Origin of the sequence: Aeromonas sp. R2-4 (assembly GCF_040908365.1) — a bacterium.
GTDB lineage: Bacteria > Pseudomonadota > Gammaproteobacteria > Enterobacterales > Aeromonadaceae > Aeromonas > Aeromonas veronii.
In genome coordinates this window covers 12,255-36,090 of the sequence record NZ_JBFODO010000036.1, presented here as the reverse complement: position 1 = coordinate 36,090, position 23,836 = coordinate 12,255, and the positions used below count along the sequence as shown (strand labels likewise).

Sequence of the window (23,836 nt, the reverse complement as noted above, 5' to 3'; positions counted from 1 at the left end):
GGTAACCAAAGCAAGGCCGACCAGATCCCTGCGAAACAAAAACAGGGCCATCAGGCCCTGTTTTTATGAGAGGAAGCATCAGGCTTCCATGGCATCTTTCAGCTTCTTGAGTGCGTTTTTCTCAAGCTGACGCACACGCTCGGCAGAGACGCCGTAGGTATCGGCCAGCTCCTGCAGAGTGGTCTTGCTGTCATCATCGAGCCAGCGGGCGCGGATGATGTGCTGGCTGCGCTCATCTAGGGTGGCGAGGGCCGAGCTCAGACGACGGGTCGCGTGATCGTCCCAGTTGTCGTTCTCGATGGTGGCGGCCAGATCGGAGGATTTGTCCTCCAGATAGTGAACCGGAGCGAAACCGCCCTCTTCTTCATCATCACCCACCAAATCGAACGCCTGATCGTAGTTGGCCATCCGCGCTTCCATCTCGGTCACGTCAGCGGCAGAGACGCCGAGATCGGCCGCCACGGCCTGAACCTCTTCGTGGTTCAGCCAGCCCAGACGTTTTTTGGATTTGCGCAGGTTGAAGAAGAGCTTGCGCTGGGCCTTGGTGGTCGCCACCTTGACCATGCGCCAGTTGCGCAGGACATATTCGTGGATTTCGGCCTTGATCCAGTGCACGGCAAAGGAGACCAGACGCACGCCGACCGTCGGGTCGAAGCGCTTGACCGCCTTCATCAGGCCGATGTTGCCTTCCTGAACCAGATCGGCCTGAGGCAGGCCGTAACCGGCATAACTCTTGGCGACATGAACGACAAAGCGCAGGTGCGACATAACCAGCTGGCGAGCAGCCTCGAGATCGCCATCCTGCTGCAAACGCTCAGCCAGTTCACGCTCTTCCTCTGCGCTCAGCACAGGAATAGAGTTTACTGCCTGGATATAGCCTTCCAGACTACCTTGCGGAATCAGAGCCATAGTGCGCTGCAATGAAGTTCCCATCTGTTACCTCTTACTTTTCAATCGAATCAGTCTAACACCCTGAGAGGGTCTGTCTACTGACCGGATGCCATTCTGCGGCGTGTATCAAAGAACATGCCCAGTTTTAGACCGGCTTATCTTAAGCCTGCAGGATGAATCATGAATGAACAGTCAAAAAAAGGGGGTCACAATGAAGGACCCCCGAAAAGTAGCATGCTAAGTCCATTGTTGCGGAGCTCGCAACCTTCACATGCTTGCCAAGTCTGACGAGCAAGGCAGAGGGGCCACACCCGTATAAATGCTTCAGCTTTAATAGACTGCTTATAAATCAGAAGGTTCACTGGATCTAGCGAAGATCCGGAAGATCATTGTTATTCAGAATACTCTGACTATGGGGGCCAAGCCAGAAACGGCCCCTCTTTTACTTGATCCGCCTCTCAAAATCCAGCGATTTACTTTGATGATAAAATAATCAGGATGGTTCGATGTCGCGAATGTGGCGATGGACCGAGAACCAGGAGGCAATCAGCCCCAGCAGGGCGCCCAGCAAGATCAGATTGATCCCGTCTACCGCCCCCATGCCAACCAGCCGGAAGTTACTGTTATACAAGCCCGCCAGCTCCTTCACCACCCCTTCGCTCCAGATCACCATCACTTCGGTCAGCCACCAGGCCAGCATGCCGCCAATGACCCCGAACCAGATACCGGTATAGAGGAAAGGACGATGAATGAAGGAATCGGTCGCCCCCACCAGCTTGAGCACTTCAATCTCGGAACGCTGATTGAGGATGTTGAGACGCAGGGTATTGCCGACGATCAGCAACACGGCGGAGAGCAGCAGCACCGCGATACCGGTAATGGTGTGGCGCAGCAGGTTCATGATCCCCTGCAACCGGGTCAGCCACTGCAGATCCAGCTTGCCCTGCTCGACCCCCACCTCGTTGTTGAGCTTGCTGAGCAGCTCGGCGGCCCCTTCCGGGTTCTGCCAGCGCGGATCCGGGATCACGCTCAGCACAGGCGGTAGCGGGTTGCTGTCCAGATAATCGAGGGCATCGCCGAAGCCGGAGATCTCGCGAAACTCCCGCAACGCATCGTCACGGCTCAGGTAGGTGACCGAATCCACCTCGGGATAGAGCAGGATCCGGTGCTGCAGATCGAGAATGCTCTGCTCCGGCAGATCCTTGCGCAGGTAAAGAGAGATCTGGGAACTGCTCTGCCAGCTCCCCTCCACCACCTCGGCGTTTTTCAGCAGCACGTGGAAACAGGAGGGCAGTGCCAGACTGACGCCGAGCACCGCCAGCGTCATCAGTGAGGCGAGCGGATTGCGCCACAGCTCCCCGAGACTGGCAAACGCCTGCCGCACATGATCAACCCCGTACATCATCAGACGGCGCAGCGGCGGTTGTTTATGACGAACGATAACCATCAGAGCTCCTCCCCGGCCGAATACATGCGACCCGCCTTGAGGGTCAGGGTGCGATAGCGCATGCGCGCGATCAGTCCCAGATCGTGGGTGGCAATCAGTACCGAGACCCCAAAATTGTTGAACTCCTGAAATAGCCGCATGATGTCCATGGAGAGCTGGGGATCCAGGTTGCCGGTCGGTTCATCCGCCAGTAACAACGGCGGCTTGTTGACGATGGCACGGGCGATGCCGACCCGCTGCTGTTCACCACCGGAGAGCATCCGCGGCTGGTAGCGCTCCTTGCCGAGCAACCCCACCTTGTCCAGCGCCGCCGCGACCCGCTTGTTGATATCGGCGTGGCTGTAGCCATCGATCACCAGCGGCAGCGCCACGTTGTCGAACACGGTTCTGTCCATCAGCAATCGGTGATCCTGAAAGATCATCCCGATCTGGCGGCGAACATAGGGGATCTGACTGCGCTGGATATGGCTGACATCGTCGCCATGAAAGAAGACACGACCATCGGTCGGGCGCTCCATCACGCTGATCAGTTTGAGGAGGGTACTCTTGCCCGCCCCCGAGTGCCCGGTCAGAAAGGCCATCTCTCCCTTGCGCAGGTGAAAGCTGACCTTTTGCAGCGCCTGATGGCCGCCGCTGTATACCTTGCTGACCTTGTCAAAACGAATCATAACGGTTCCCTGAAATTGACAAACCCCGACCGGAGTCGGGGCATGGAACACTTACTCATCACGGCTGAGCTGACTCATCGCGGCCGGACTTATTCATCGCGGCTGAAGAGCGCCTCGATGAAGTCATTGGCAACGAAGGGACGCAGATCGTCGATCCCCTCGCCCACCCCGATGTAGCGGATCGGGATCTGGAACTTGTCGGCCACCGCGAAGATGACGCCGCCCTTGGCGGTGCCATCCAGCTTCGTGAGGGTGATGCCGGTCAGGCCAACCGCCTCGCTGAACAGCTTGGCCTGGCTCAGCGCGTTCTGGCCGGTGCCTGCATCCAGCGTCAGCATGATCTCGTGGGGCGCCTCTTCATCCAGCTTCTTCATCACCCGCACTACCTTCTTGAGCTCTTCCATCAGGTTGCTCTTGTTCTGCAGGCGACCGGCGGTGTCGGCGATCAGCACGTCAGCCCCGCGGGAGCGGGCGGCCTCGATGGCGTCATAAATGACAGAAGCGGAATCGGCACCGGTATGCTGGGCAATCACCGGAATATTGTTGCGCTGACCCCAAACCTGCAGCTGTTCGACCGCTGCGGCACGGAAGGTGTCACCCGCCGCCAGCATCACGCTCTTGCCCTCGGCCTGGAACTGCTTGGCCAGCTTGCCGATGGTGGTGGTCTTGCCGACGCCGTTTACACCGACCATCAGGATCACATAAGGCTTCTTGCTGGTGTCGATCACCAGCGGCTGCTCGACCTTGGCCAGCATCTCGCCCATGTCCTGCTTGAGCAGGCCGTAGAGCGCCTCGGCATCCTTGAGCTGCTTGCGATCCGCGTGCTGCACCAGCCCCTCGATGATGCGGGTGGTGGTGTCGACGCCGAGATCGGCGGTCAGCAACTGGGTCTCCAGCTCTTCAAACAGCTCGTCGTCGATCTTCTTGCCACGGAACAGGCCGAAGAAACCGGAGCCGATATTCTCCTTGGTGCGCACCAGACTGCGCTTGAGACGAGCAAAGAAGCCCTCCCGCTGCGGTTTGTCCTGGGTGTCGTCGTCTACCTTGGCGGCCAGCGGCAGGGCTGCCAGGGCGGCAGCCTCAGCCTCCATCGCGGCGACCAGGCGCATATCTTCCGCTCGCTGGGCCTCTTTGGCGATACGGGCTTCTTCCGCAGCCTGAGCTTCGGCAGCGATGCGAGCCTCTTCCGCGGCGCGAGCCTCGGCAGCAATGCGAGCTTCTTCCGCAGCGCGGGCTTCGGCGGCGATACGGGCTTCGGCAGCGATGCGGGCCTCTTCTGCGGCGCGAGCCTCGGCGGCGATACGAGCCTCTTCCGCAGCGCGGGCTTCGGCGGCAATGCGAGCCTTTTCCGCAGCCTGAGCTTCGGCAGCGATGCGGGCTTCTTCTGCAGCGCGGGCTTCGGCAGCAATGCAAGCCTCTTCCGCAGCGCGGGCCTCGGCAGCAATGCGAGCCTCTTCTGCGGTGCGAGCCTCGGCGGCGATACGAGCCTCTTCCGCAGCGCGGGCCTCGGCAGCAATGCGAGCTTCTTCCGCAGCGCGGGCTTCGGCAGCAATGCGAGCTTCTTCCGCAGCACGAGCTTCGGCGGCGATGCGGGCCTCTTCTGCGGCGCGAGCTTCGGCAGCAATGCGAGCCTCTTCGGCAGCCTTGACCTCAGCGGCAGTGCGAGCGGCTTCAGCGGCACGCTCCTCTTCGGCGATCAGCGCTTCGTTGACGATCACCGGCTCCAGATCGGAAGCGCACTCCTCCACCACCAGCGGGCCGTGATCGTCCAGCTCGGTAGGCAAGCAGCAATCATCTTGCAAAACGGAATTCTGTGCGCTGGCAGGCACTTCGGGGGCAATGGCCGGCGTACTATCGGAAACAGTGGTATCGGAAACGGGAGCGGGGGTAGCAGTGACCTCGGGCTCAACGGTAACGGGGGTGGCTTGGGGTGTCTGTGGTTGGACAGCCTCAGCCTCTTCTTTCTTGCGGCCGAAACCCAGCCAGGAAAACAAACCTTTTGCCATCTAAAAATACTCACATCAAAGGCTGACTGCTAAGATAGCCGTCCCTTGGCGGGTCGGCATAAAAATGAACCGCCTTATACTACCACTTTATTTTCTGACGATGAAACGCGATGCCTAGAGTGAAATCCAGCCGTAGCAACCCGAGCAAGAGTCCCGCCCCGCAAGGAAAATCGGGCTTTGTAAGAATCATCAGCGGCCAGTGGCGAGGCCGCAAATTGCCGGTCAAGGATGTGGAGGGGCTCAGACCCACCACGGATCGCGTCAAGGAGACCATCTTCAACTGGCTGGCCCCCCACATTCGCGGCACCCGCTGCCTGGATCTGTTTGCCGGTAGCGGCGGACTCGGACTGGAGGCACTGTCGCGCTATGCCGAGCAGGTGACCCTTATCGAGATGGACAAAGGGGCCGCTGACCAGATCAAGAAGAACCTGACCGCCCTCGGCAGCAGTCAGGGCCAGGTGATCCAGTCAGATGCAGTGAGCTGGCTACAAGGCCCGGCCACGCCGTTTGATCTGGTGTTCCTCGATCCGCCGTTTCGCCGCGAGCTGCTGCCGCAAGTGTGCGAACTGCTGGAGCAGCGCGGCTGGCTGGCGCCGGACGCCCTCATCTATCTGGAACGGGAAAAAGAGATGGCCGATCTGGCGCTGCCTGCCAGCTGGCAACTACTCAAGGATAAACAGGCAGGTCAGGTCTGTTATCAACTCTATCTACGGGAGGTAAACAATGAAGCGGGTCTTTAATCTGTTGGCGATGGGGCTGATATTGTTCTTCTGGTTTGGCGTACTGGTGAGCCTGATTGCCCCGCTGCCCGGCAAACTCAACGGCTTTCTGCCGGTCTGCGGCGTCATCGTCGCCCTGCTGCACTGGCTGCAGGCCAGCATGATCAAGGCAGCTTGCAAACGCTACTTCGCGGTCACCAAGGCCGAGTTTGTCACTGTGCTGATCTTTGGTGTGTTTGGCATGGTCGACATTCGTCAGCGCCTGCAAGAGATCGTCAACGCCGCCCAGCGCGGCAATCTCTCGGACAAACCATAAAAGAAAAGGGGACGGCGGTAGCCGTCCCCTAGAGTCGTGTCGTCCTGTCCGTAGAACTGCAATGCTCCCTGCAATCCCTGACGTTATCCTAATCCTTTGGAATATCCCCTTTCCAATCCGTTGGCGTGTCCTGCGGCGTTCCTGGCCTGGCAATTCATCCTGAACTGCTTCACTGTCTCCATCCTGGAGGTGTCCATTACCACGTCCTGTGGGGTTCCTTGCGTCTTCCTGACAGATAACCATCCGGGTTATCTCACTTCATCCTGAAGTATTCCTCTCGCATCCGGCGAGGTCCTGTTCATCCTGAAGAACGAGGTTCCGTTCGTTCTGCTCCCATCCCGAGAGTGTCCTGCCGCATCCCGCGGTGTTCCTTTATTCATCCGTGACGATAATCATCCTGATTATCGAGCTCATCCTGAGGTGTCCCTTGTCCACATCCTGCGGACTATTCCATCTTTATGCGCTGCCCTGCATCCTGCCGGACCAGCTTCGTCCTTGTGAGACCCATACTAAGGAAATGCGCACCCCGAACAAGGGCCATCCGATGATAAAGATCCGATGCGGCTCCCATCTCAAAAAACGAACTTAAAAACTAACCCTTTAATATCAGTCATTTATTTAGTTTCACGGGAAAGCTCGATCATTCTGGCATGGCTTCGCGTACGGCTCAAAGCGCCAGCCTCTTACAGTCGCTATGGCAGATCTCTTACACGGGTTTCGCCCCCAAAAACAGGGCAGGAAAACGGTTCAATCCTGACGTTAAGACTTAAAAATTAGTTGAATAAATATGCTTAAAAAAACCGCAAAAAAAGAGCCGAGACCAGGCTCGACTCTTCAACATTCCAATTTTTTAATCAGCTCAAGCGGTTGGCCGGATTGAGATAGGCCTTGCGCAGCGATTCCGGTGCCAGCACCTCCAGTTCACCGCCGATGTTGTTCAACCAGCTGCGAAACTCCGGGGTGTCCTGCACTTCGGTCTCCACCACCACGCTGCGCTTGTCATAGCGGGTCATGCGCGGATTGTTGCCGGGGATCTGGTTATCCACCAGCGACTGGCTGTTGGCATCGATCCGGCCGACGAAACGGATCGGGCCGCTCACATCCTGATAGCCCTGATCGCGGATCAGCTTCTGGATATTGAAATCCTTCGGCTGGGTGGCACTGAAGTTGGTCAGCTCCACGTTCTTGATATGGTCAAACGGGATGCCGTAGACCTTGGGATCCAGCTCGGACAGAGTGCACAGCAGGATCGGGCCGTCCGGCTGATTGAGAATGCCGAGCGGGTTGATACGGTCGTAGCAGAGCCACACGGTGCGCTCTTTGATCACGCGCTGGATCTCGGCACTGAACTTGCGACCACGCCAGAGCGCATCGCGGATCAGGGTGCTGCGGCGGATCTCCGGGTTGCCGGCAAACGGACGCGGTGACTGGTGGACACTCTCCAGCCAGCGTTCGGCCAGTTCGCTCTGGCTGTCGCGGATCACCTGGCTCGCCTTGTCGACCAGCGGATTCAATTCGGTCAGTACACTCGCCGGCAACAGTTGGCTTGCCTGATCACTCCAGGTTTTCAGGGCCACCGCCAGCGAGAGCGGCATGATATTGGCAAAGTCGTTGAGGCCGTGGCGCTCGAAGCACCAGCCATGGGGTTTGCTGCGCTCGTCCGAGGTGAGGTCGAACAGTCCCATGCCGGACATCTCCTCCAGGTCCCGTTGCACGGTACGCAGACTGACGTGGATGCCTTCCTCTTCCAGTTTTACCTGGAGTTGGCTGGCGGTCAGCTTGTAAGGGCGGTGCGGGATGCAACGCGCCAAGGTCAGTTGTCGTAACAGCTTCTTGCTCATGGTGCTTGCCTTCACTGGTTTAGCGTTGACTGTATGCTAGTCGTGACTTGCGACAGTCTATGTCGCAAGTTTTGCTGCGACAACTGTCGCCATTTTCATACAAAACACACTAAATAGTTGATTTATAAAGACAATGCACTCAAAAAAGGAGCCGCTAGAGGCTAAAATTAGCCAAAAATCCCTCAAATGAAAGTTCTATCTTGCGATTTATTGTTAGCATAAAACTCCGATTAATTAATTCATCGTAGAATATGATTTCAGGGGAGAGCATGACTCTCCCCTTTTGCTCACATCAGCCACGACCAGGCTGACTTGGTGATGGCCGCACCGACCATGTAGCCAAACACCGCCAGCGCCGCCACACCGGCCACCAGCTTCTGACCGCGGGCCGGGCGCTTGAGCGCCATGACACCCAGACCGATATAGAGCACCAGTGCAACCAGCTTGGCCATCAGCCAGGGTTGTTGACCCGGGCTCAACTGCAAGGCCACCGCCAGTAACACACCAAACAGCAGCAGGAAGGTGTCGTTGATATGCGGCAGGATCTTCAGCCACTTCTGCTGCAACCGATCGCTGCCGGCCAGCGCCAGACTCCAGCGATAGATAAAGAGCAGCAGACTGACCAGCGCCAGCGTCATATGCAGGTGTTTAAACATGGGGTAATAGGCAATCATTTTGCTTCCTTGTCGTCGTCGGGTAACCCGCTATTCCAGTTGTGGGCATGGATACGCTCCTGCCCCTCCTCGTCGTCTTGCAACAGATCGGAGAGGATCTCCCGGTATTGCAGGCTCTTGTTGATATAAGTGTGTTCGTCATCCAGATAGTTGACCTGCTCGCGCAACAGCCAGTTATCGTGCTGCTTGAATGTCTGCCCCGCCCGCCAGGCCTGGTTGGCCCGAAAACCGAGCTGGGTCAGGGCTTCCACCCCTAGATCGACCGCCGAGCCCAGGGTTTCCCGGTGCACGCTCTCGACCCCGTGGCGCAGGATCTCGTGGGCATGGGGTCGATCCAGCGCTCGCGCCAGGATCTTCAGGTGCGGGAAGTGCTTCTGCACCATCTCGATCACCGCCAGCGAGGTGGCAGGATCGTTGATGGAGAGCACCAGCAACTTCGCCTTGTGCGCCCCGGCGGCATGGAGCAGATCGATCCGGCTGGCATCGCCATAGAAGACCTGATAGCCGTACTTGCGCAGGGTCTCTATCTGGCTGGCATCCTGCTCGAGGATAGTGGTACCGATGCCGTGACCATGCAGCAGACGCCCCACGATCTGGCCGAAGCGGCCGAAGCCCGCGATGATCACCGGATGCTCCACCAGCTCAGGTTGCTCATGCTGCGGTGCGTCGCTCTGGTTACGGTAATCGAACCAGGGCTGGATCACCCGATCGTTGAGGATCAGCAGCAGTGGGGTGAGCGCCATGGAGAGCGCTACCACCAGCGTCAGCAACGAGATGGTCTCGCCGGGCAGCACCCGGTTCTGGGCGGCAAACGAGAAGAGCACGAAGGCAAACTCACCGCCCTGTGCGAGCGCCAGCGCGAAGGTCCAGCGTTGACTCGGCGAGATGCGGATGATGAAGCCGAGTGCCATCAACACCAGCCATTTGAGCACCATCAGCCCCACCACCAGCGTCGGGATGAGAAAAGGATGTTCGGCAAACAGGCCGAAGTTGATGCCAGCCCCCACCGACATAAAGAACAGGCCGAGCAGCAAGCCCTTGAACGGCTCAATGTCTGCCTCCAGCTCGTGGCGATATTCGCTGTCGGCCAGCACCACACCGGCGAGGAAGGAGCCAAGTGCAGGCGAAAGCCCCACCGACTCCATCAGCACAGCGATAGCGATCACCAGCAGCAGGGCGGCGGCGACGAAGATCTCCCGCATATGGGACTGGGCGATGGCACGAAATACCGGCCGCATCAGATAGTGGCCACCCAGCACGATGCCGGAGATAGCCGCCACCACCAGCAGGCCATGCTGCCAGCCCGCCAGCTCGGAGCTGCCATTGTTGCTCACCGGCGCCATGGCCAGCAGCGGCAGGATCGCCAGAATTGGAATGACGGCGATGTCCTGAAACAGCAGCACGGCAAAGGCGGAGCGACCGCTCTCGCTCTGCATCAACTTGCGCTCCTGCAGGCTCTGCAACACGATGGCGGTGGAGGAGAGCGCCAGAATGAGGCCAATGGCCAGCCCCTGTTGCAGCGGCAAACCGATCAGGTGCGCCACGCCGGTCAGAGCTGCCGTGGTAAGCAACACCTGCAGGCCGCCCGTGCCGAGGATCGGCCCCTTCAGCTGCCACAAGAGGGCCGGACGCAACTCAAGACCGACCAGAAACAGCATCAGCACCACGCCAAACTCGGCGAAGTGCATCACATCCTTCTGCTCCCCCACCAGCCCCAGCAGAAAGGGGCCTATGATGATCCCCGCCAGCAGGTAGCCGAGCACCGAGCCCAGCCCCCAGCGCTTGGCCAGCGGCACCGCGATAACGGCGGCGGAGAGGTAGATAAAGGCATCAAACAGGATCCCGTGGCCCATCAGTCAGCCCTCCGTGTGAACGTCTGATCCGGCTCATGAGCTCGGCCAGCAAGCTGCCAGTGTTTCATCAGAGCACCTCCAGCAAGTCGCGCAGATAAGGGCGCCCGGCCAGTTGCTCCGGGGTCAGCTGATCGTCACGCAGGGCGCAAAGCAGCTGGCGGTAGTCCTGCCCGCAGCGGCGCAGGGCGGCGGGATCCTTGATCTTGTGGAACGAGTGGAGCACAAAAGGCGGCAACCAGTTCATGCCGCACAAGGTGGCCGCCTGCTGAAAGGGCAGCAGAAAATCGAGCAGCGGTCGGCTGTTGTAACCCTCGCTGCAGTAGGACTCCGGCGCCCCGCCGGTGGTGATGGCGCTCAGCCACTGCTTGCCCTTGAGGGCGTGGGCTTCGGGGCCGTAGGCATAGCCATACTCCAATACCAGATCCATCCACTCTTTCATGATGGCCGGGCAGGAGTACCAGTAAAACGGGTGCTGAAAGACGATGATGTCGTGCTCACAGAGCAGCGCCTGCTCCCGCTTCACATCGATAAACATGTCGGGATAGTGGTGGTAGAGGTCGTGAACCGTGACCCCCTCCAGCCCCTCAATCGCCTGCAACAGCTGCTTGTTGGCCCGCGAGCTCTGCAGCGCGGGATGGGAAAAAATAACCAGAATGCGTTTCATGACCACATCACCCGAACAAAGCCTTGCGGTGCAAGGCGAGGTAAACAGAAAAGGGGAGTCTGGGGAGCTGCATCGTAAAGGTGCACAGGAGAGCGACCTTATCAGGAAGCGCCATAGCCTGCCAACTCGGGGATCAGCTCCCGCAGCGCCGGATTGAGGGTCTGGTGGGCGGGATAGCAGAGCCCGATCCGGCGAAACATCCGCGGCCCGCTCACCGGCAGGGTACTGAGACCCGCCTCATCTTCCACCAGCCCGTCCGGCAGAAAACTGATGCCGACCCCCGCCAGCACCAGCGCCATCACCAACCCCTTGCTCTCGGCCTTGGCCACCAGATTGAGAGTAAGCCGGTCACAGGCCAGCAGGCCGATAGTCTGCTGATGGGCTTCGCAGGGCGGGCACTCAATAAAATCATAATGTTGCAGCTCGGCCAGCTCGATCCTTTCGCGACTGGCCAGGGGGTGATCGACCGGCACGCAGAGCACGTAATCCTCCTCCCACAGCGGCAGAAAGATCTCGTCCTCCCGGCGCAAGGCATCCAGCGTCAAGCGGCAGTCGGCGGGGGTGGCGTAGTCGGAGAGGGTGAGATCCAGCTGCGGCAGCACGCGCTGTACTTGCTGCAACAGCCCGGCCACCCGGCGGCGACTCAAGTCCGGCATGATGGCGATATTGAGCCTCGCACGCGTCGCCTTCTGGCGAAACAGCTCCGGCAGACGGCGTGCCTCCTCCACCAGCTTGACCGCGTGAGGATAGAGATAGTGGGCCGGATCTTTCGCCACCACCCCCTTCTTGCCCCGGACAAACAGGCTGTCACCGAGCACCTCTTCCAGCTGGCGCAGTCCCGCCGAGAGGGAGGGCTGGCTGACGTGGCAGCGCTCGGCCGCCGCCGTGATGTTCTTCTCTTCATAGATGGCGATGAAGAAACGCAGCAATCTCAAGTCCAGCATAAACCAACCATAGTTTTTTCAGATGATAACCAGCGGAAAACAATATTTATCACTTATAGATGCAGTGACTATAGTGATTGGGTTCCGTGCTGGCCAGCCACCTGTTTGCTCAAACCGACTCTTGAATCAGAAGGAAAGACCCATGTCCAAATCTCTCGTCGTGATCACCGGTGCCTCCGCCGGGATCGGTGCCGCCATCGCCCGTGCCTTCTCTGCCGCCGGCCATCCGCTGCTGCTGCTGGCCCGCCGGGTCGAGCCGATGCAGGCGCTGAACCTGCCCGATACCCTCTGCATCGGGGTCGATGTGACCGACACCGCCGCCATGAAAGCCGCCGTCCAGCAGGCAGAAGCCAAATTTGGCCCGGTGGGCTGCATGGTCAACAACGCCGGTGTCATGCTGCTGGGTCAGGCCGATGTGCAGGATCCCGCCGAGTGGCAGCAGATGCTCAACATCAACGTGATGGGGGTGCTGAACGGCGTCCACGCAGTGCTGGCAGGCATGAAGGAGCGCCGCAGCGGCACCATCATCAACATCAGCTCCATCGCCGGTCGCAAGACCTTCCCGAACCATGCTGCCTACTGCGCCACCAAGTTCGCCGTGCACGCCCTGACCGAGAACATCCGGGAAGAGGTAGCCGATGTCGGCGTGCGGATGGTGACCATTGCCCCGGGTGCGGTCGAGACCGAGCTGCTCAGCCACACCACTGACGAGAGCATCAAGGCCGGTTACCACGACTGGAAAGATCAGATGGGTGGCGTCATTGCGCCGGAAGTGATCGCCGATGCCGTGCTCTACGCCTGGAACCAGCCTGCCAACGTCTGCGTGCGCGAGATCGTGCTGGCGGCGACCCGTCAGCAACCTTAATCCTGGCTGACTGACACCATGGGGAGGGCTTGACCCTCCCCCGGGGCACAGGGTTACCATGTGTCCCTTATTTTTTCCGAGTCATTCCATGGTTCTCACCCGTCGCCAACTCGCTCACGCCCGTCGCTGGCTCCCCTTGTGGAGTCTGGTGCTGGTGTTGATGTCGTTTGGCAGCCGGGCCGCAACCGACCTCTGTACCCTGACTACCCACTGCAGCCAGAGCGAGCGCTCCCTGGAAAAAGCGATGCCCTGCGGCAGCTTTACCACCGCCCTCTCGATGACACTGGTAGGCAGCGACAGCCTGACGGTCGCCGTGCTGGAACCGGATACCCCCGACTTCGCCTCCCCCTCTCTCTTTATGCCGGACGCCCCGTGCGAGCGGCTCGAACGTCCCCCACGCCCCCGGATCTGAAACGCATCCCGTATCGGGCATCTTTTCTTTCAATCTGAGGTGAGTGATGTACAAACCCCTGTTACTGGCCATGCTGGCCGGTACCGTCAGCTTTTCGGCTCTCGCGGCCGAGAAGATGACCGTCTACAAATCCAAATATTGTGGCTGCTGCCAAAGCTGGAACGAGCACATGGAGCAGAATGGCTTCGAACTGGAGGTCATCGAAACCGAGCAGCTCGGCGCAGTGAAGCAGCAATACGGTATCGCGCCGGAACTGGCCTCTTGCCATACCGGTATCGTAAATGGCTATGTGATCGAGGGGCATGTACCGGCCGCCGATGTGCAGAAGCTGCTCAGGGAAAAACCGGCAATCCGTGGCCTGACCATTCCGGGCATGCCCCAGAGTGCGCCGGGCATGGATATTCCGGGCCATCCCTATGAGGTACTGAGTATCAGCAACGAGGGCGCGACCAACCGCTGGTCGAGCTACCCCGGCTGACGAAAACTGGCCATGAGAGGGCACTCCCATATCATGTGAGGCACACCTGAGCGGACTCTTGCCGCTCATGGCCAGAAAGAGGGCCGCTATCGCGAGATAGCGGCTTTTTTTGATTACATTTCCTGCAATAACAAGGGATTGCTTGCAACCACCGGCAACAAGGGGCAGATTTAACGCCAATTCATGGAGCCGATGCTCAGGTCTACCAACCCTTTCCAGCGCCAAGGATGCGACATGTTTACCTTTTCCCGAGGAGTTCTGCTGCTAGCCTTTCTGACAGTTCTCCCCCCCACTTATGCCAATGAAGAGCCCGCCATGCTGACAAGCGAACATCCAATCCAGCCGCCCGTGGCCGCCAAACATCCCCGCACTCTGAAAAAACACGGGGATACCCGCATCGACAACTACTACTGGCTGCGTGACGACGAGCGGCAGAAGCCCGAGGTATTGGACTATCTCAAGGCCGAGAACGCCTATACCGAGGCCATGCTCAAGCCGACCCAACCCCTGCGCGAACAGCTTTACAAAGAGATGGTCGCCCGCATCCCCCAGCTGGATGAGTCGGTACCCTATGTGAAAAATGGCTACCGCTACCAGACCCGCTATGAGCCGGGCAAGGAGTACGGGATCTACTCGCGCACCAAGCTCGGTGAAGAGCAGGCGAGTCTGCTGCTCGACAGCAACCTGCGAGCCGAGGGGCACGAGTTCTATGCCCTCGGCGCCCTTGAGGTGAGCCGCAACAACCGCTGGCTGGCGGTGGCGGAAGATTTCCTCTCCCGTCGTCAGTACCAGATCCAGTTCCTCGATCTGGAGAGCGGCCAGTGGGCCACCGACAAACTGGAAAATACCTCCGGCAATCTGGTGTGGGCCAACGACAACAAGACCGTCTTCTATGTGCGCAAGCACCCGCAGACCCTGCTTCCGTATCAGGTCTATCGCCATAGGCTAGGGACGGATCCGGCCACGGACAAGCTGGTCTATGAAGAGAAGGATGACTCCTTCTACATCAGCCTCTACGCCACCACCTCGGAAGATTTCATCGTCATCGCCCTCTCCAGCACCACCACAGGCGAAGCGCGGCTGATCGATGCCAACCAGCCGGAGCACGCCCCCCGCCTGTTCCTGCCCCGTCAGGTGGATCACGAATACAGCCTGGATCACTACCGCGGCCGCTTCTATGTGCGTTCCAACAAGGATGGCAAGAACTTCGGCCTCTACGAGACCAAGGAGAGCCCGGTCGATCGCTGGAAGGCGGTGATTGCCCCCAATCCGGACGTGCTGCTGGAGAGCTACGCCCTGTTCAAGGATTGGCTGGTACTGGAAGAGCGCAACAAGGGGCTGACCCGACTGCGCCAGATCAACTGGCAGAGCGGTGACGAGAAGGAGATCGCCTTCGACGATCCCGCCTATGTCACCTGGCTCGCCTACAACCCGGAGCCGGATACCAGCGCCCTGCGTTATGGCTACTCCTCCATGACCACCCCCGCCTCTACCTATGAGCTGGATATGGCGAGCGGCAAGCGCACCCTGCTCAAGCAGCAGCCGGTGGCCGGCTTCAAGGCCGACCAGTACGCCAGCGAGCGGCTCTGGGTGACCGCCCGCGACGGCGTATCGGTGCCAGTGTCTCTGGTCTATCGCAAGGACAAGTTCAAGAAAGAGCAGGCCGATGCGCCCAAGAATCCGCTGCTGGTCTATGGCTACGGCTCCTACGGCGCCAGCATGGATCCCGACTTCAGCAGCTCGCGCCTGAGCCTGCTGGACAGAGGCTTCGTCTACGCCATCGCCCATATCCGGGGTGGTGAAGAGCTGGGCCGTCACTGGTACGAAGATGGCAAGTTGCTGAAAAAACAAAATACCTTCAATGACTTTATCGATGTCACCAAGGCGCTGGTGGAGCAAGGCTACGGTGCCAAGGATCAGGTCTACGCCATGGGCGGCAGCGCCGGCGGCCTGTTGATGGGGGCCGTCATCAATCAGGCGCCCGAACTCTATCGCGGCGTGGTGGCGCAGGTGCCGTTCGTCGATGTGGTCACCACCATGCTGGACGAGTCGATCCCCCTCACCACCGGGGAGTATGACGAGTGGGGCAACCCGAACCAGAAGCGCTACTACGACTACATGAAGAGCTACAGCCCCTACGATCAGGTCAAGGCACAAGCCTACCCCAACCTGCTGGTCACCACCGGGCTGCACGACTCGCAAGTGCAGTATTGGGAGCCAGCCAAGTGGGTCGCCAAGCTGCGCGAGCTGAAGACGGATGATAACAAGTTGTTACTGAACACCGACATGGACGCCGGCCACGGTGGCAAGTCGGGCCGCTTCAAAGCCTACGAAGATATCGCGCTGGAGTACGCCTTTATCCTGGATCTGGCCACCCCGGCCAACTGATCCAGTATGACCCCGGCCCTTGTCACACAAGGGCCGCATAAGAATCCCACCCTAGTTTTTCCCTCTTCCATTTCCCTTCATATCAAATTAATCTTCGGCTAGAAAATGAATGATCGAGGTCATGTTTCTCAAGATTTAACTCCGCTATTTTGCCATTTCGTTTGATTTATGTTGGGTGAATGTGCTTAATCGGAGTGCTTGCAACTTTTTATTTGGCCCCTCAGGGGCCAATTTATCTTCGACCGACAGGAGGTCGGTAGCCTCACCACAGGATGAGGGTGACCGCCGGAAAAGGGGGCAATCAACTCCCCCGCTTTCGCGCAACGAGAAGAGCGGGCAAGCCCGGCGCAGAACGGGATTGCCATCAATTTATCCGGGGATCGGATAAACAAAATCAAAGAAAAGGGAGAAAAAATGAAAGGATTAACTTTGGCATGCGCCCTGTCGGCGGCTCTGGTCGGTGTTTCATTCGGTGGTCCGGTACAAGCGCAGGAGCGCTTCGTGACCATAGGCACCGGCGGTCAGACCGGCGTCTACTATGTCGCTGGCCAGTCCATCTGCCGCTTCCTCAATCGCGGCGCCGCCGATCACCAGATCAAGTGCAACGCCCCGGCCAGTGGCGGCGGTGTTGCCAACGTCAACGGCATCCGCAGCGGTGAATTCAACTTCGGCATCATGCAATCCGACCACCAGTTCAAGGCGATGAAGGGGCTGCCACCGTTCCAGGCCGAAGGGGCCATGGACGATATGCGCGCCGTCTTCTCCCTGCAGAGCGAAGTGTTCACCATCCTGGCTCGCCGCGATGCCAAGATCGCCAGCTTCGACGATCTGAAGGGCAAGCGCGTCAACATCGGCAACCCGGGCTCCGGCCAGCGTGACACCATGGAAGAGATCATGGCGGTCAAAGGCTGGAAAAAGGGTGACTTCGGTCTGGTCTCCGAGCTGAAACCGGCCGAACAGGCCTCCGCCCTCGGTGACAACAACATCGACGCCATGAGCTACTTCGTCGGTCACCCGAACGGCGCCATTCAGGAAGCTTCCACCACAACAGATGCAGTACTGGTACCTGTGACCGGCGCCGACATCGACAAGCTGCTGGCCGAGAAGAGCTACTACAGCAAGGCCGAGATCCCGGGCGGCATCTACAAGGGCAGCGACAAGCCGACCCCCTCCATCGGTGGCAAAGCGGTGCTCTCCACCAGCGCCAAAACCGATCCGGAAGTGGTCTATCAGCTGGTCAAGTCGGTGTTCGACAACCTGGATCGCTTCAAGCGCCTGCACCCTGCCTTTGCCGACCTGAAAGAGGCCGACATGATCAAGGTAGGTCTCTCTGCACCGCTGCATGAAGGGGCTGCCCGCTACTACAAAGAGCGCGGCTGGCTCTGATTGAAGGCCCCGGGGCCTTTGTCACTCTCTTCGACACCCGTCTGCCGCCTGATTGCGGGGGCGGGTGTCGCTCTTGTTGTACTCGTTGGCACAAGTTAACCCTATGCAAGATAAACAACTCTCTACCGAGGAACTGATCGCTCAAGATGTGGGCGCTCGCCTGCCGCTGGGCATCATGGGCTGGCTCATCACCGCGCTGGCGCTGGCCTGGTCGCTGTTCCAGCTCTGGATCGCCTCGCCACTCCCCTTCATGGTGGGGTTTGGCGTACTCAATGACACCGAAACCCGCTCCATTCACCTCACCTTCGCCCTGTTACTCGCTTTTCTGGTGTTCCCGGCATTTCGCTCCTCGCCGCGGGATCGGGTCCCCCTCGGCGATATCGCCCTCGGTCTGATCGCTGCTGGCGCCGCCTCTTACCTGTTTGTGATGTATGAAGCACTGGCGCTGCGTCCCGGCACCCTCACCACCGCCGATCTGGTGACCGCCTGTATCGGCATTCCGCTGCTGCTGGAAGCGGCGCGCCGCGCCCTGGGGCCGGCACTGGCGGTCATCGCTATCGTCTTTCTGATCTACAGCCTGGCGGGCCCCTGGATGCCGGGACTGCTGGCACATCGCGGGGTAGGCTTTACCGCACTGGCCAACCACCAGTGGATCACCACCGAAGGGGTGTTCGGCATTGCCCTTGGCGTCTCCACCAGCTTCGTGTTTCTGTTCGTGCTGTTCGGCGCCCTGCTGGAGCGGGCCGGTGCCGGTCACTACTTTATCCAGCTCGCCTTCAGCCTGCTCGGTCACCTTCGTGGCGGCCCGGCCAAGGCGGCAGTGGTCGCCTCCGGCCTGACCGGCCTGATTTCCGGCTCGTCGATTGCCAACGTGGTGACCACCGGCACCTTCACCATCCCGATGATGAAGAAGGTGGGCTTCAGTTCAGAGAAAGCGGGGGCGGTCGAAGTGGCCTCCTCGGTCAACGGCCAGATCATGCCACCCGTGATGGGGGCTGCGGCTTTCCTGATGGTCGAATACGTGGGCATCCCCTATGTGGAGATCATCAAGCACGCCTTCCTGCCTGCCGCCATCTCCTACATAGCGCTGCTCTACATCGTCCATCTGGAGGCGTTGAAACTGGGCATGCAGCCCATCGGCAACCATCAGCCCAAACCCTGGCTGCGCCGCCTGACCGGCTTTGCATTTGGCGCGGCCCTCATCAGCGGCCTGTCACTGGCGGTCTACTATGGCCTCGGCTGGCTCAAACCTGCGCTGGGTGACTACGCACTGCCGGGGATCTCGGTACTACTGGCTGCCACCTATGTGACCCTGTTGAAGATCGCCGCCAGCAATGAACCGCTGCCTGCCGAAGATCCCGACAAGCCGCTCACCGAGTTGCCCAACACCCGCGCCGTGCTGCTCTCCGGCCTGCACTTCCTGCTGCCGGTGGTGGTACTGGTGTGGTGCCTGATGGTGGAGCGCCTCTCGCCGGGGTTGTCGGCCTTCTGGGGTACCGTGATGCTGGTGATCATCCTGCTGACCCAGCGCCCGCTGCTCAACTGGCTGCGCAAGGACGGCAAGCACGACTACGGCACCGTCGCTGACGGCGTGGTGGATCTGCGGGAAGGGCTGGTCGCAGGCGCCCGCAACATGATCGGTATCGGCATTGCCACCGCCACCGCGGGAATTATCGTGGGTGCGGTCTCCCAGACCGGGGTTGGTCTGGTGCTGGCGGATCTGGTGGAGTTCCTCTCCATGGGCAACCTGCTGCTGATGCTGCTGCTCACCGCCCTGTTGAGCCTGATCCTCGGCATGGGGCTGCCGACCACTGCCAACTACATCGTCGTCTCCAGCCTGCTGGCACCGGTGGTGGTGACGCTGGGGCAGCAAAACGGGCTGATCGTGCCGCTGATCGCGGTGCACCTGTTCGTCTTCTACTTCGGCATCATGGCGGATGTGACGCCACCGGTGGGGCTGGCCTCCTTCGCGGCTGCGGCTGTCTCCAAGGGCGATCCCATCAAGACCGGGATCACCGCGTTCTACTACAGCCTGCGTACCGCGGCACTGCCGTTCCTGTTTATCTTCAACACCGATCTGCTGCTGATCGACGTGGACTTCGCCCACGGGGTGCTGATCTTCATCGTGGCGACCATCGCCATGCTGATCTTCGCCGCCGCCACTCAGGGCTGGTTCCTGGTGAAGAGCCGCTGGTACGAGAGCGTGCTGCTGTTGCTGGTCGCCTTTACCCTGTTCCGCCCGGGTTTCTGGATGGACATGGTGCACGACCCCTATCGCGAGACCCCGCCTGCCCAGCTGGCCCAAACCATGGGTGAAGTGGAGGCGGAGAGCACCCTGCGGCTGCGGATCCTCGGTGAAGATGCAGTAGGCAAGCCACGCAAGTTCACCCTGCTGGTCGCCGTACCGGATGGGGCAAATGGCGAAGAGCGGCTGGCCAATCTGGGGCTCAGCCTCTATGAGCAGGATGGCAAGACGCTGATCGACAACGTCGCCTTTGGCAGCCCGGCCGCCACCATGGGACTGGAGTTCGATCAGGAGATCCTCACCGTCAAGGCGCCGACCGAGCGCTGGACCAAGGAGTGGATGTGGATCCCGGGCTTCCTGCTGTTCGGGGCGATCGTCTGGCTGCAGCGTCGCCGCAGCGTCAAGGCCGGTTAATCCACCGGGCAGATGAGACCGAGGGCCGCTATTGCGGCCCTCTTTTTATTGCCTTGCCCTCTGCGGCTCTTGCGATGAGCAACAATCATGGAAAAAGGTAAATGGTGGCGAGCGGCCAAAAAAGTGGGGTGACATGTCCATGTCACCCCCTCGCAAATAGCATGTTCCATATTGGAGTCCGGCCACGCCGGGTCTCTGTTTCACTTTCCGATAGTTCGCGACCCATCTGAAGTGCGCGCCAATTGCAGCAATGCAACCGACCAGCTACCCGTTACAACCTTCGTCCACACGGCAGACAGGCCGCCGTGTTTGTCCTTGCAACTGAAATATTACGCATAAAAACAAAATAAAAAACGTTTTTATGCTAATTCCATTCACATCAGAGTACAAAAAACAGCCTTATCATCACCGCCAAATTGTTATAAAACAGTAAGATAGGTTCATGCATGGTTATTCACCCGCAAAGGGCATCAGCAATGGCTTACAAGGCTTTGCGAGATCTCGCACAAAAAATGGCCGCCTCACAGCCAACGGCGCAGGGGCAACCAGTCGCTAAGGCGGGCTATCAGTCGCCTTGACCACCCTTCGGGTTTGCGCGGCAATCCACCCGCCTGCTCCTGCCAGTGAGCCAGCCACGTTCGCAGCGCCTCGCAGATCGGCGGGCAGTGCAGATGCAGCATCAGTTCGGTATTGAGAAAGAGTGAGCGAGGATCGAGGTTGAGGCTGCCGAACAGCGCCCGCTCCTCCCCCAGCAGGATCAACTTGGCGTGCAGGCTGCCGTGGCCATGGTCAAACTCGGCGACCCGGATCCCTTGGCGCAGCAACCAGCCGAGATAACGCTGATAGGCACCATAGACCAGTGGCACATCGGTGCTGGCCAGCGAGTTGGTGAGAATGTCGATGGCGATCCCCTGCTGGCGCAGCCGCGCCAGACGGTGCCGGAACCCGCGGGTCAGGATGAGGTAAGGGGTCACCAACCCCAGCGAGCCGGGATTGTCATCCAGCTGGCGCCAGAGCTGACGGGCGGTGGTGGGACGGGAGATCAGCCCCTTGCCGGGACGGTCGAACCACACCTCGGCCCGCCCTTCATGCCACTGCAGCGGCAAATCGCGCTCGTCAAACAGCGCTGCGGGCAGATCGTAGACCGTCGCTACCGCCGGATCCGTCATGGTGAACAGGAAGTCGTTGACCACCTCTATTTCAGCGGGCAGCAGCTCGCGGCGCAGCAGATGGCGGATGGGGTGACTCCAGCGGCTGTGCCAGAACTGCTCGAACCCCTGCGCCATCTGCTGGCACAGTCCCCCCTGACAGGCGAGATCGAGATCCACGAAGGGAGCCTGCGGATCCAGACCGAAGTAGCGATCACCTATGTTGCGCCCGCCGATCAGCGCCAGCTTGCCATCCACCAGCAGCAGCTTGTTGTGCATCCGGTGGTTGATGCGGCGAAAGCTGAGCAACCCCTCCAGCAGCAGTGCCAGAGGGCGCCAGCCCCGCAGCCAGAAGGGGTTGAACAGCCGCACCTCGATCCCCGGGTAGTGAGCCACCATCTCCAGAAAGCGGTTGTCACCGGCATAGAGATCATCCACCAGCAGCTGCACCTTGACACCACGCCGGGCGGCGTGAAGCAGCTCGCTCAGAAGCAGCTTGCCGCTGCTGTCCTCCTCCCAGCTGTAGTACTGCGCCTGGATCCGCTCGCGGGCATGACGGATCCAGTGGCAGCGCACCTTGAGCGCCAGCAGGGGATCGTCGATCAGGGCAAAGGATCCGGGGATCATGATGTCATCCTGCTGTCATGGCCGGGTGTCATAACGCTGGCGAGCCTCTTCACATATTCAAAAGGAGTTGCTGATGGAACTGCATGATACCCCGATGTTGCGCTATCTGGGCCAGCTCAGCCAGCCAGATCTCATCCCGGCCACCGGCCCCGCCCACTGGTTTTTGCAACACAGGGACGGTGGCTGGCAATTGCCGACCGTGCAGGCGACCCTGCCGGTCAACCGGCTCAGGGCTGAGCCGCTTCGATAGCGGCAGCCTTGCCCTCGATCTGGGGCAGGCTGAAACGATAGGCCACGTAGTACTTGTAGATGGTGCCGACATAGTTGATCGGCCCCTGTCCGACTTCGTTGGCCACCAGCTGATCCACGTTGCCGAACCAGGCGTTGGGATCGAGCCCCAGCTTCTCCGCCTTGCCTCGCAGCGCCTGCACCCGGTTTGGCCCGGCGTTGTAGGCGGCGAGGGCAAACAGGTGGCGGTTGAGCCGATCCAGCTTGGGATCATTGAAGTAGGTATCGAGGATCAACCGCATGTAGCGGCAGGCGGCCTCCACATTTCCCTCCAGCGTGGTGAGTCTGGCGCCGTTGATGCCGACTTCCCGCCCCGTACTGGGCAGCAGTTGCATAAGGCCCACGGCCCCCTTGGGCGAGCGCGCCTTGGGATTGAGGCCGGACTCCTTGTAGCCAAGCGCCGCCAGCATCAGCCAGTCGAGATCGTATTGATTGGCGTACTTCTCCAGCACTTTGCGAATGGTCGCGAGGCGCCCCATGGGATCCGGCGCCAGGATATTGCTCATCTGATCGCTGCGAACCAGCAGCCGGCGCAGGGTCATGTCGCTGTAAAGACTGTTGCGGCTGACACTCGCCAGATAGCCATTGACCGCCTTGAGCAGCTCGGGGCTGTTCTTGCGCAGCGCCCAGGCGCTGGTGCCATTGCTGCGCAGGGGGATCAGCTTGTGGGCCTTGAGGCCGGAGATCATGCCACCCAGCCAGATCCGCCCCTTGTAGCTGTCGGTCACCGTCAGGGGAATAATGCCAGCGGCCACCATCTCCAGCAGATCGCCATCCTGTAGATATTCGGGCACCGTTTCGATATAGACGGGGGGCAGCCCCAGCTCGCGAAACAGCCAGTTGAGCTGGCGCAGACTCTCGTAGTAGCTGGAGCTGGCACGTACCCAGACCCGCCTGCCGGAGAGCTGGGTAATGCGGCTGAAGGCGGGCAGGCTCTGCTGGCTCACCACCCACTCCTCTATGGATGAAATGAGCGGCCGGGAGAAGGCCACCTGTTCACGCCGGGTCGGAGTCACCGTCATGGTCGCCGCAACCAGATCGCCGCGCCCCTCGGTCAGATAGTCCAGCAGCTTGTCCTGACGCACCGGGATGTAGACCACCTTGAGTTTGACCTTCTCTTTGGCGAGATAGGTCTTGTTCAGCCAGCGTTCGAACCCTTGCAGCTGATTGACCAGAATGCCGTACTGGGCGCCGCGATCGAGAAAGTAGAAGCCGCGCTCATAGACCACCAGTGCCCTGAGTTCGCGCTTTTGCAGAATGCTTTCGAGGTCCCCGGGTTGGGGCAGACGCTGTGGCTTGAGTTCAGCCGCGAGCAGGGGAAAACAGCAGAGGGCCAGCAGAGCCCAGATCCAGCGTCGCATCACGATGGCTGCCCCTGTGCTGAGGTCACGCCTGCTGCCTGTTGGCAGCACGGATCACGATAGAGGGTGGGATTGGGAGCAGAGATCCATCGCAGCGTCATGATGTTTGCGCCTTCTGTTGGCCGACTCGCGCCGGGCAAAAACGTCTGTGGGATAGAGTAACTATAGAACGCCGACCCACAGCAGAAGGGTCAACACGGC

20 protein-coding genes are annotated in these 23,836 nt (G+C 60.0%); 9 read left to right on the top strand and 11 right to left on the bottom strand.

What is annotated here, in order from left to right; genetic code table 11:
* Window positions 1-78 precede the first annotated feature (78 nt).
* The 4 genes from rpoH to ftsY form a co-directional block, all read right to left on the bottom strand.
* Entirely contained in the window at window positions 79-933 is an 855-nt protein-coding gene (gene rpoH / locus AB5Z05_RS14340; RefSeq protein ID WP_005339997.1) for an RNA polymerase sigma factor RpoH, read from the bottom strand.
* Between the two features lie 451 nt (window positions 934-1,384).
* Complete coding sequence (gene ftsX, locus AB5Z05_RS14335) at window positions 1,385-2,338, bottom strand: permease-like cell division protein FtsX (RefSeq protein WP_368152012.1); 954 nt, start codon at window positions 2,336-2,338, stop codon at window positions 1,385-1,387.
* On the bottom strand, window positions 2,338-3,006 hold the full coding sequence (ftsE, locus tag AB5Z05_RS14330; protein WP_005339995.1) for a cell division ATP-binding protein FtsE: 669 nt from the start codon (window positions 3,004-3,006) through the stop codon (window positions 2,338-2,340). The genes ftsX and ftsE overlap by 1 nt, the downstream gene beginning before the upstream one ends.
* Window positions 3,007-3,095: 89 nt before the next feature.
* Entirely contained in the window at window positions 3,096-5,012 is a 1,917-nt protein-coding gene (gene ftsY / locus AB5Z05_RS14325) for a signal recognition particle-docking protein FtsY (protein WP_368152010.1), read from the bottom strand.
* Between the two features lie 110 nt (window positions 5,013-5,122).
* Here ftsY and rsmD point away from each other — a divergent pair, with 110 nt between their 5' ends.
* Together rsmD and AB5Z05_RS14315 are read left to right on the top strand one after the other, a co-directional pair.
* Window positions 5,123-5,752, top strand: a complete 630-nt coding sequence (rsmD, locus tag AB5Z05_RS14320) for a 16S rRNA (guanine(966)-N(2))-methyltransferase RsmD (RefSeq protein ID WP_042081417.1) — start codon at window positions 5,123-5,125, stop codon at window positions 5,750-5,752.
* The gene (locus AB5Z05_RS14315) at window positions 5,736-6,047 is read left to right on the top strand and encodes a DUF1145 domain-containing protein (RefSeq protein ID WP_005342853.1); all 312 of its coding nucleotides are present in this window, start codon (window positions 5,736-5,738) and stop codon (window positions 6,045-6,047) included. Before rsmD ends, AB5Z05_RS14315 begins: the two co-directional genes overlap by 17 nt.
* An 854-nt stretch (window positions 6,048-6,901) precedes the next feature.
* On the opposite strand, the gene AB5Z05_RS14310 is transcribed toward AB5Z05_RS14315, so the two are convergent.
* From AB5Z05_RS14310 to AB5Z05_RS14290, 5 genes are all read right to left on the bottom strand, one after another.
* The gene (locus AB5Z05_RS14310) at window positions 6,902-7,888 is read right to left on the bottom strand and encodes a YafY family protein (RefSeq protein ID WP_005339987.1); all 987 of its coding nucleotides are present in this window, start codon (window positions 7,886-7,888) and stop codon (window positions 6,902-6,904) included.
* 287 nt (window positions 7,889-8,175) lie between these two features.
* The gene (locus AB5Z05_RS14305; RefSeq protein ID WP_005339984.1) at window positions 8,176-8,562 is read right to left on the bottom strand and encodes a SirB2 family protein; all 387 of its coding nucleotides are present in this window, start codon (window positions 8,560-8,562) and stop codon (window positions 8,176-8,178) included.
* Window positions 8,559-10,415 carry a monovalent cation:proton antiporter-2 (CPA2) family protein gene (locus AB5Z05_RS14300; RefSeq protein ID WP_368152007.1) on the bottom strand — a complete coding sequence of 619 codons (1,857 nt, stop codon included), beginning with the start codon at window positions 10,413-10,415 and terminating at the stop codon, window positions 8,559-8,561. Before AB5Z05_RS14300 ends, AB5Z05_RS14305 begins: the two co-directional genes overlap by 4 nt.
* Before the next feature lie 67 nt (window positions 10,416-10,482).
* A complete protein-coding gene (locus AB5Z05_RS14295) occupies window positions 10,483-11,079 on the bottom strand; it encodes an NAD(P)H-dependent oxidoreductase (protein WP_368152005.1) in 597 nt (198 codons plus the stop codon).
* Between the two features lie 101 nt (window positions 11,080-11,180).
* Complete coding sequence (locus tag AB5Z05_RS14290; RefSeq protein WP_368152003.1) at window positions 11,181-12,023, bottom strand: LysR family transcriptional regulator; 843 nt, start codon at window positions 12,021-12,023, stop codon at window positions 11,181-11,183.
* A 142-nt stretch (window positions 12,024-12,165) separates the two neighbouring features.
* On the opposite strand from AB5Z05_RS14290, the gene AB5Z05_RS14285 reads away from it, so the two are divergent.
* The 6 genes from AB5Z05_RS14285 (at window position 12,166) to AB5Z05_RS14260 (ending at window position 20,211) form a co-directional block, all read left to right on the top strand.
* Window positions 12,166-12,888: an SDR family oxidoreductase gene (locus tag AB5Z05_RS14285; protein WP_005348556.1), complete on the top strand. Its 723-nt coding sequence runs from the start codon at window positions 12,166-12,168 to the stop codon at window positions 12,886-12,888.
* Between the two features lie 88 nt (window positions 12,889-12,976).
* Window positions 12,977-13,300, top strand: a complete 324-nt coding sequence (locus AB5Z05_RS14280) for a hypothetical protein (protein ID WP_368152001.1) — start codon at window positions 12,977-12,979, stop codon at window positions 13,298-13,300.
* Window positions 13,301-13,346: 46 nt separating this feature from the next.
* Window positions 13,347-13,778 carry a DUF411 domain-containing protein gene (locus AB5Z05_RS14275; RefSeq protein WP_005339953.1) on the top strand — a complete coding sequence of 144 codons (432 nt, stop codon included), beginning with the start codon at window positions 13,347-13,349 and terminating at the stop codon, window positions 13,776-13,778.
* A gap of 234 nt (window positions 13,779-14,012) precedes the next feature.
* On the top strand, window positions 14,013-16,166 hold the full coding sequence (locus AB5Z05_RS14270; protein WP_368151999.1) for a S9 family peptidase: 2,154 nt from the start codon (window positions 14,013-14,015) through the stop codon (window positions 16,164-16,166).
* A gap of 414 nt (window positions 16,167-16,580) precedes the next feature.
* Entirely contained in the window at window positions 16,581-17,552 is a 972-nt protein-coding gene (locus AB5Z05_RS14265) for a TAXI family TRAP transporter solute-binding subunit (RefSeq protein WP_005339950.1), read from the top strand.
* A 103-nt stretch (window positions 17,553-17,655) separates the two neighbouring features.
* Window positions 17,656-20,211 (top strand): TRAP transporter permease, encoded by a 2,556-nt coding sequence (locus AB5Z05_RS14260; RefSeq protein ID WP_113740359.1) that lies wholly within the window; start codon window positions 17,656-17,658, stop codon window positions 20,209-20,211.
* Window positions 20,212-20,732: 521 nt separating this feature from the next.
* Here the strand turns inward: AB5Z05_RS14260 and AB5Z05_RS14255 are convergent.
* Window positions 20,733-21,986, bottom strand: a complete 1,254-nt coding sequence (locus AB5Z05_RS14255; protein ID WP_368151997.1) for a phosphatidylserine/phosphatidylglycerophosphate/cardiolipin synthase family protein — start codon at window positions 21,984-21,986, stop codon at window positions 20,733-20,735.
* Window positions 21,987-22,059: 73 nt separating this feature from the next.
* Here AB5Z05_RS14255 and AB5Z05_RS14250 point away from each other — a divergent pair, with 73 nt between their 5' ends.
* Window positions 22,060-22,236 (top strand): hypothetical protein, encoded by a 177-nt coding sequence (locus AB5Z05_RS14250; protein WP_005339947.1) that lies wholly within the window; start codon window positions 22,060-22,062, stop codon window positions 22,234-22,236.
* On the opposite strand, the gene AB5Z05_RS14245 is transcribed toward AB5Z05_RS14250, so the two are convergent.
* Window positions 22,214-23,635: a transporter substrate-binding domain-containing protein gene (locus AB5Z05_RS14245; RefSeq protein WP_368152048.1), complete on the bottom strand. Its 1,422-nt coding sequence runs from the start codon at window positions 23,633-23,635 to the stop codon at window positions 22,214-22,216. The genes AB5Z05_RS14250 and AB5Z05_RS14245 overlap by 23 nt on opposite strands.
* Window positions 23,636-23,836: the final 201 nt, after the last annotated feature.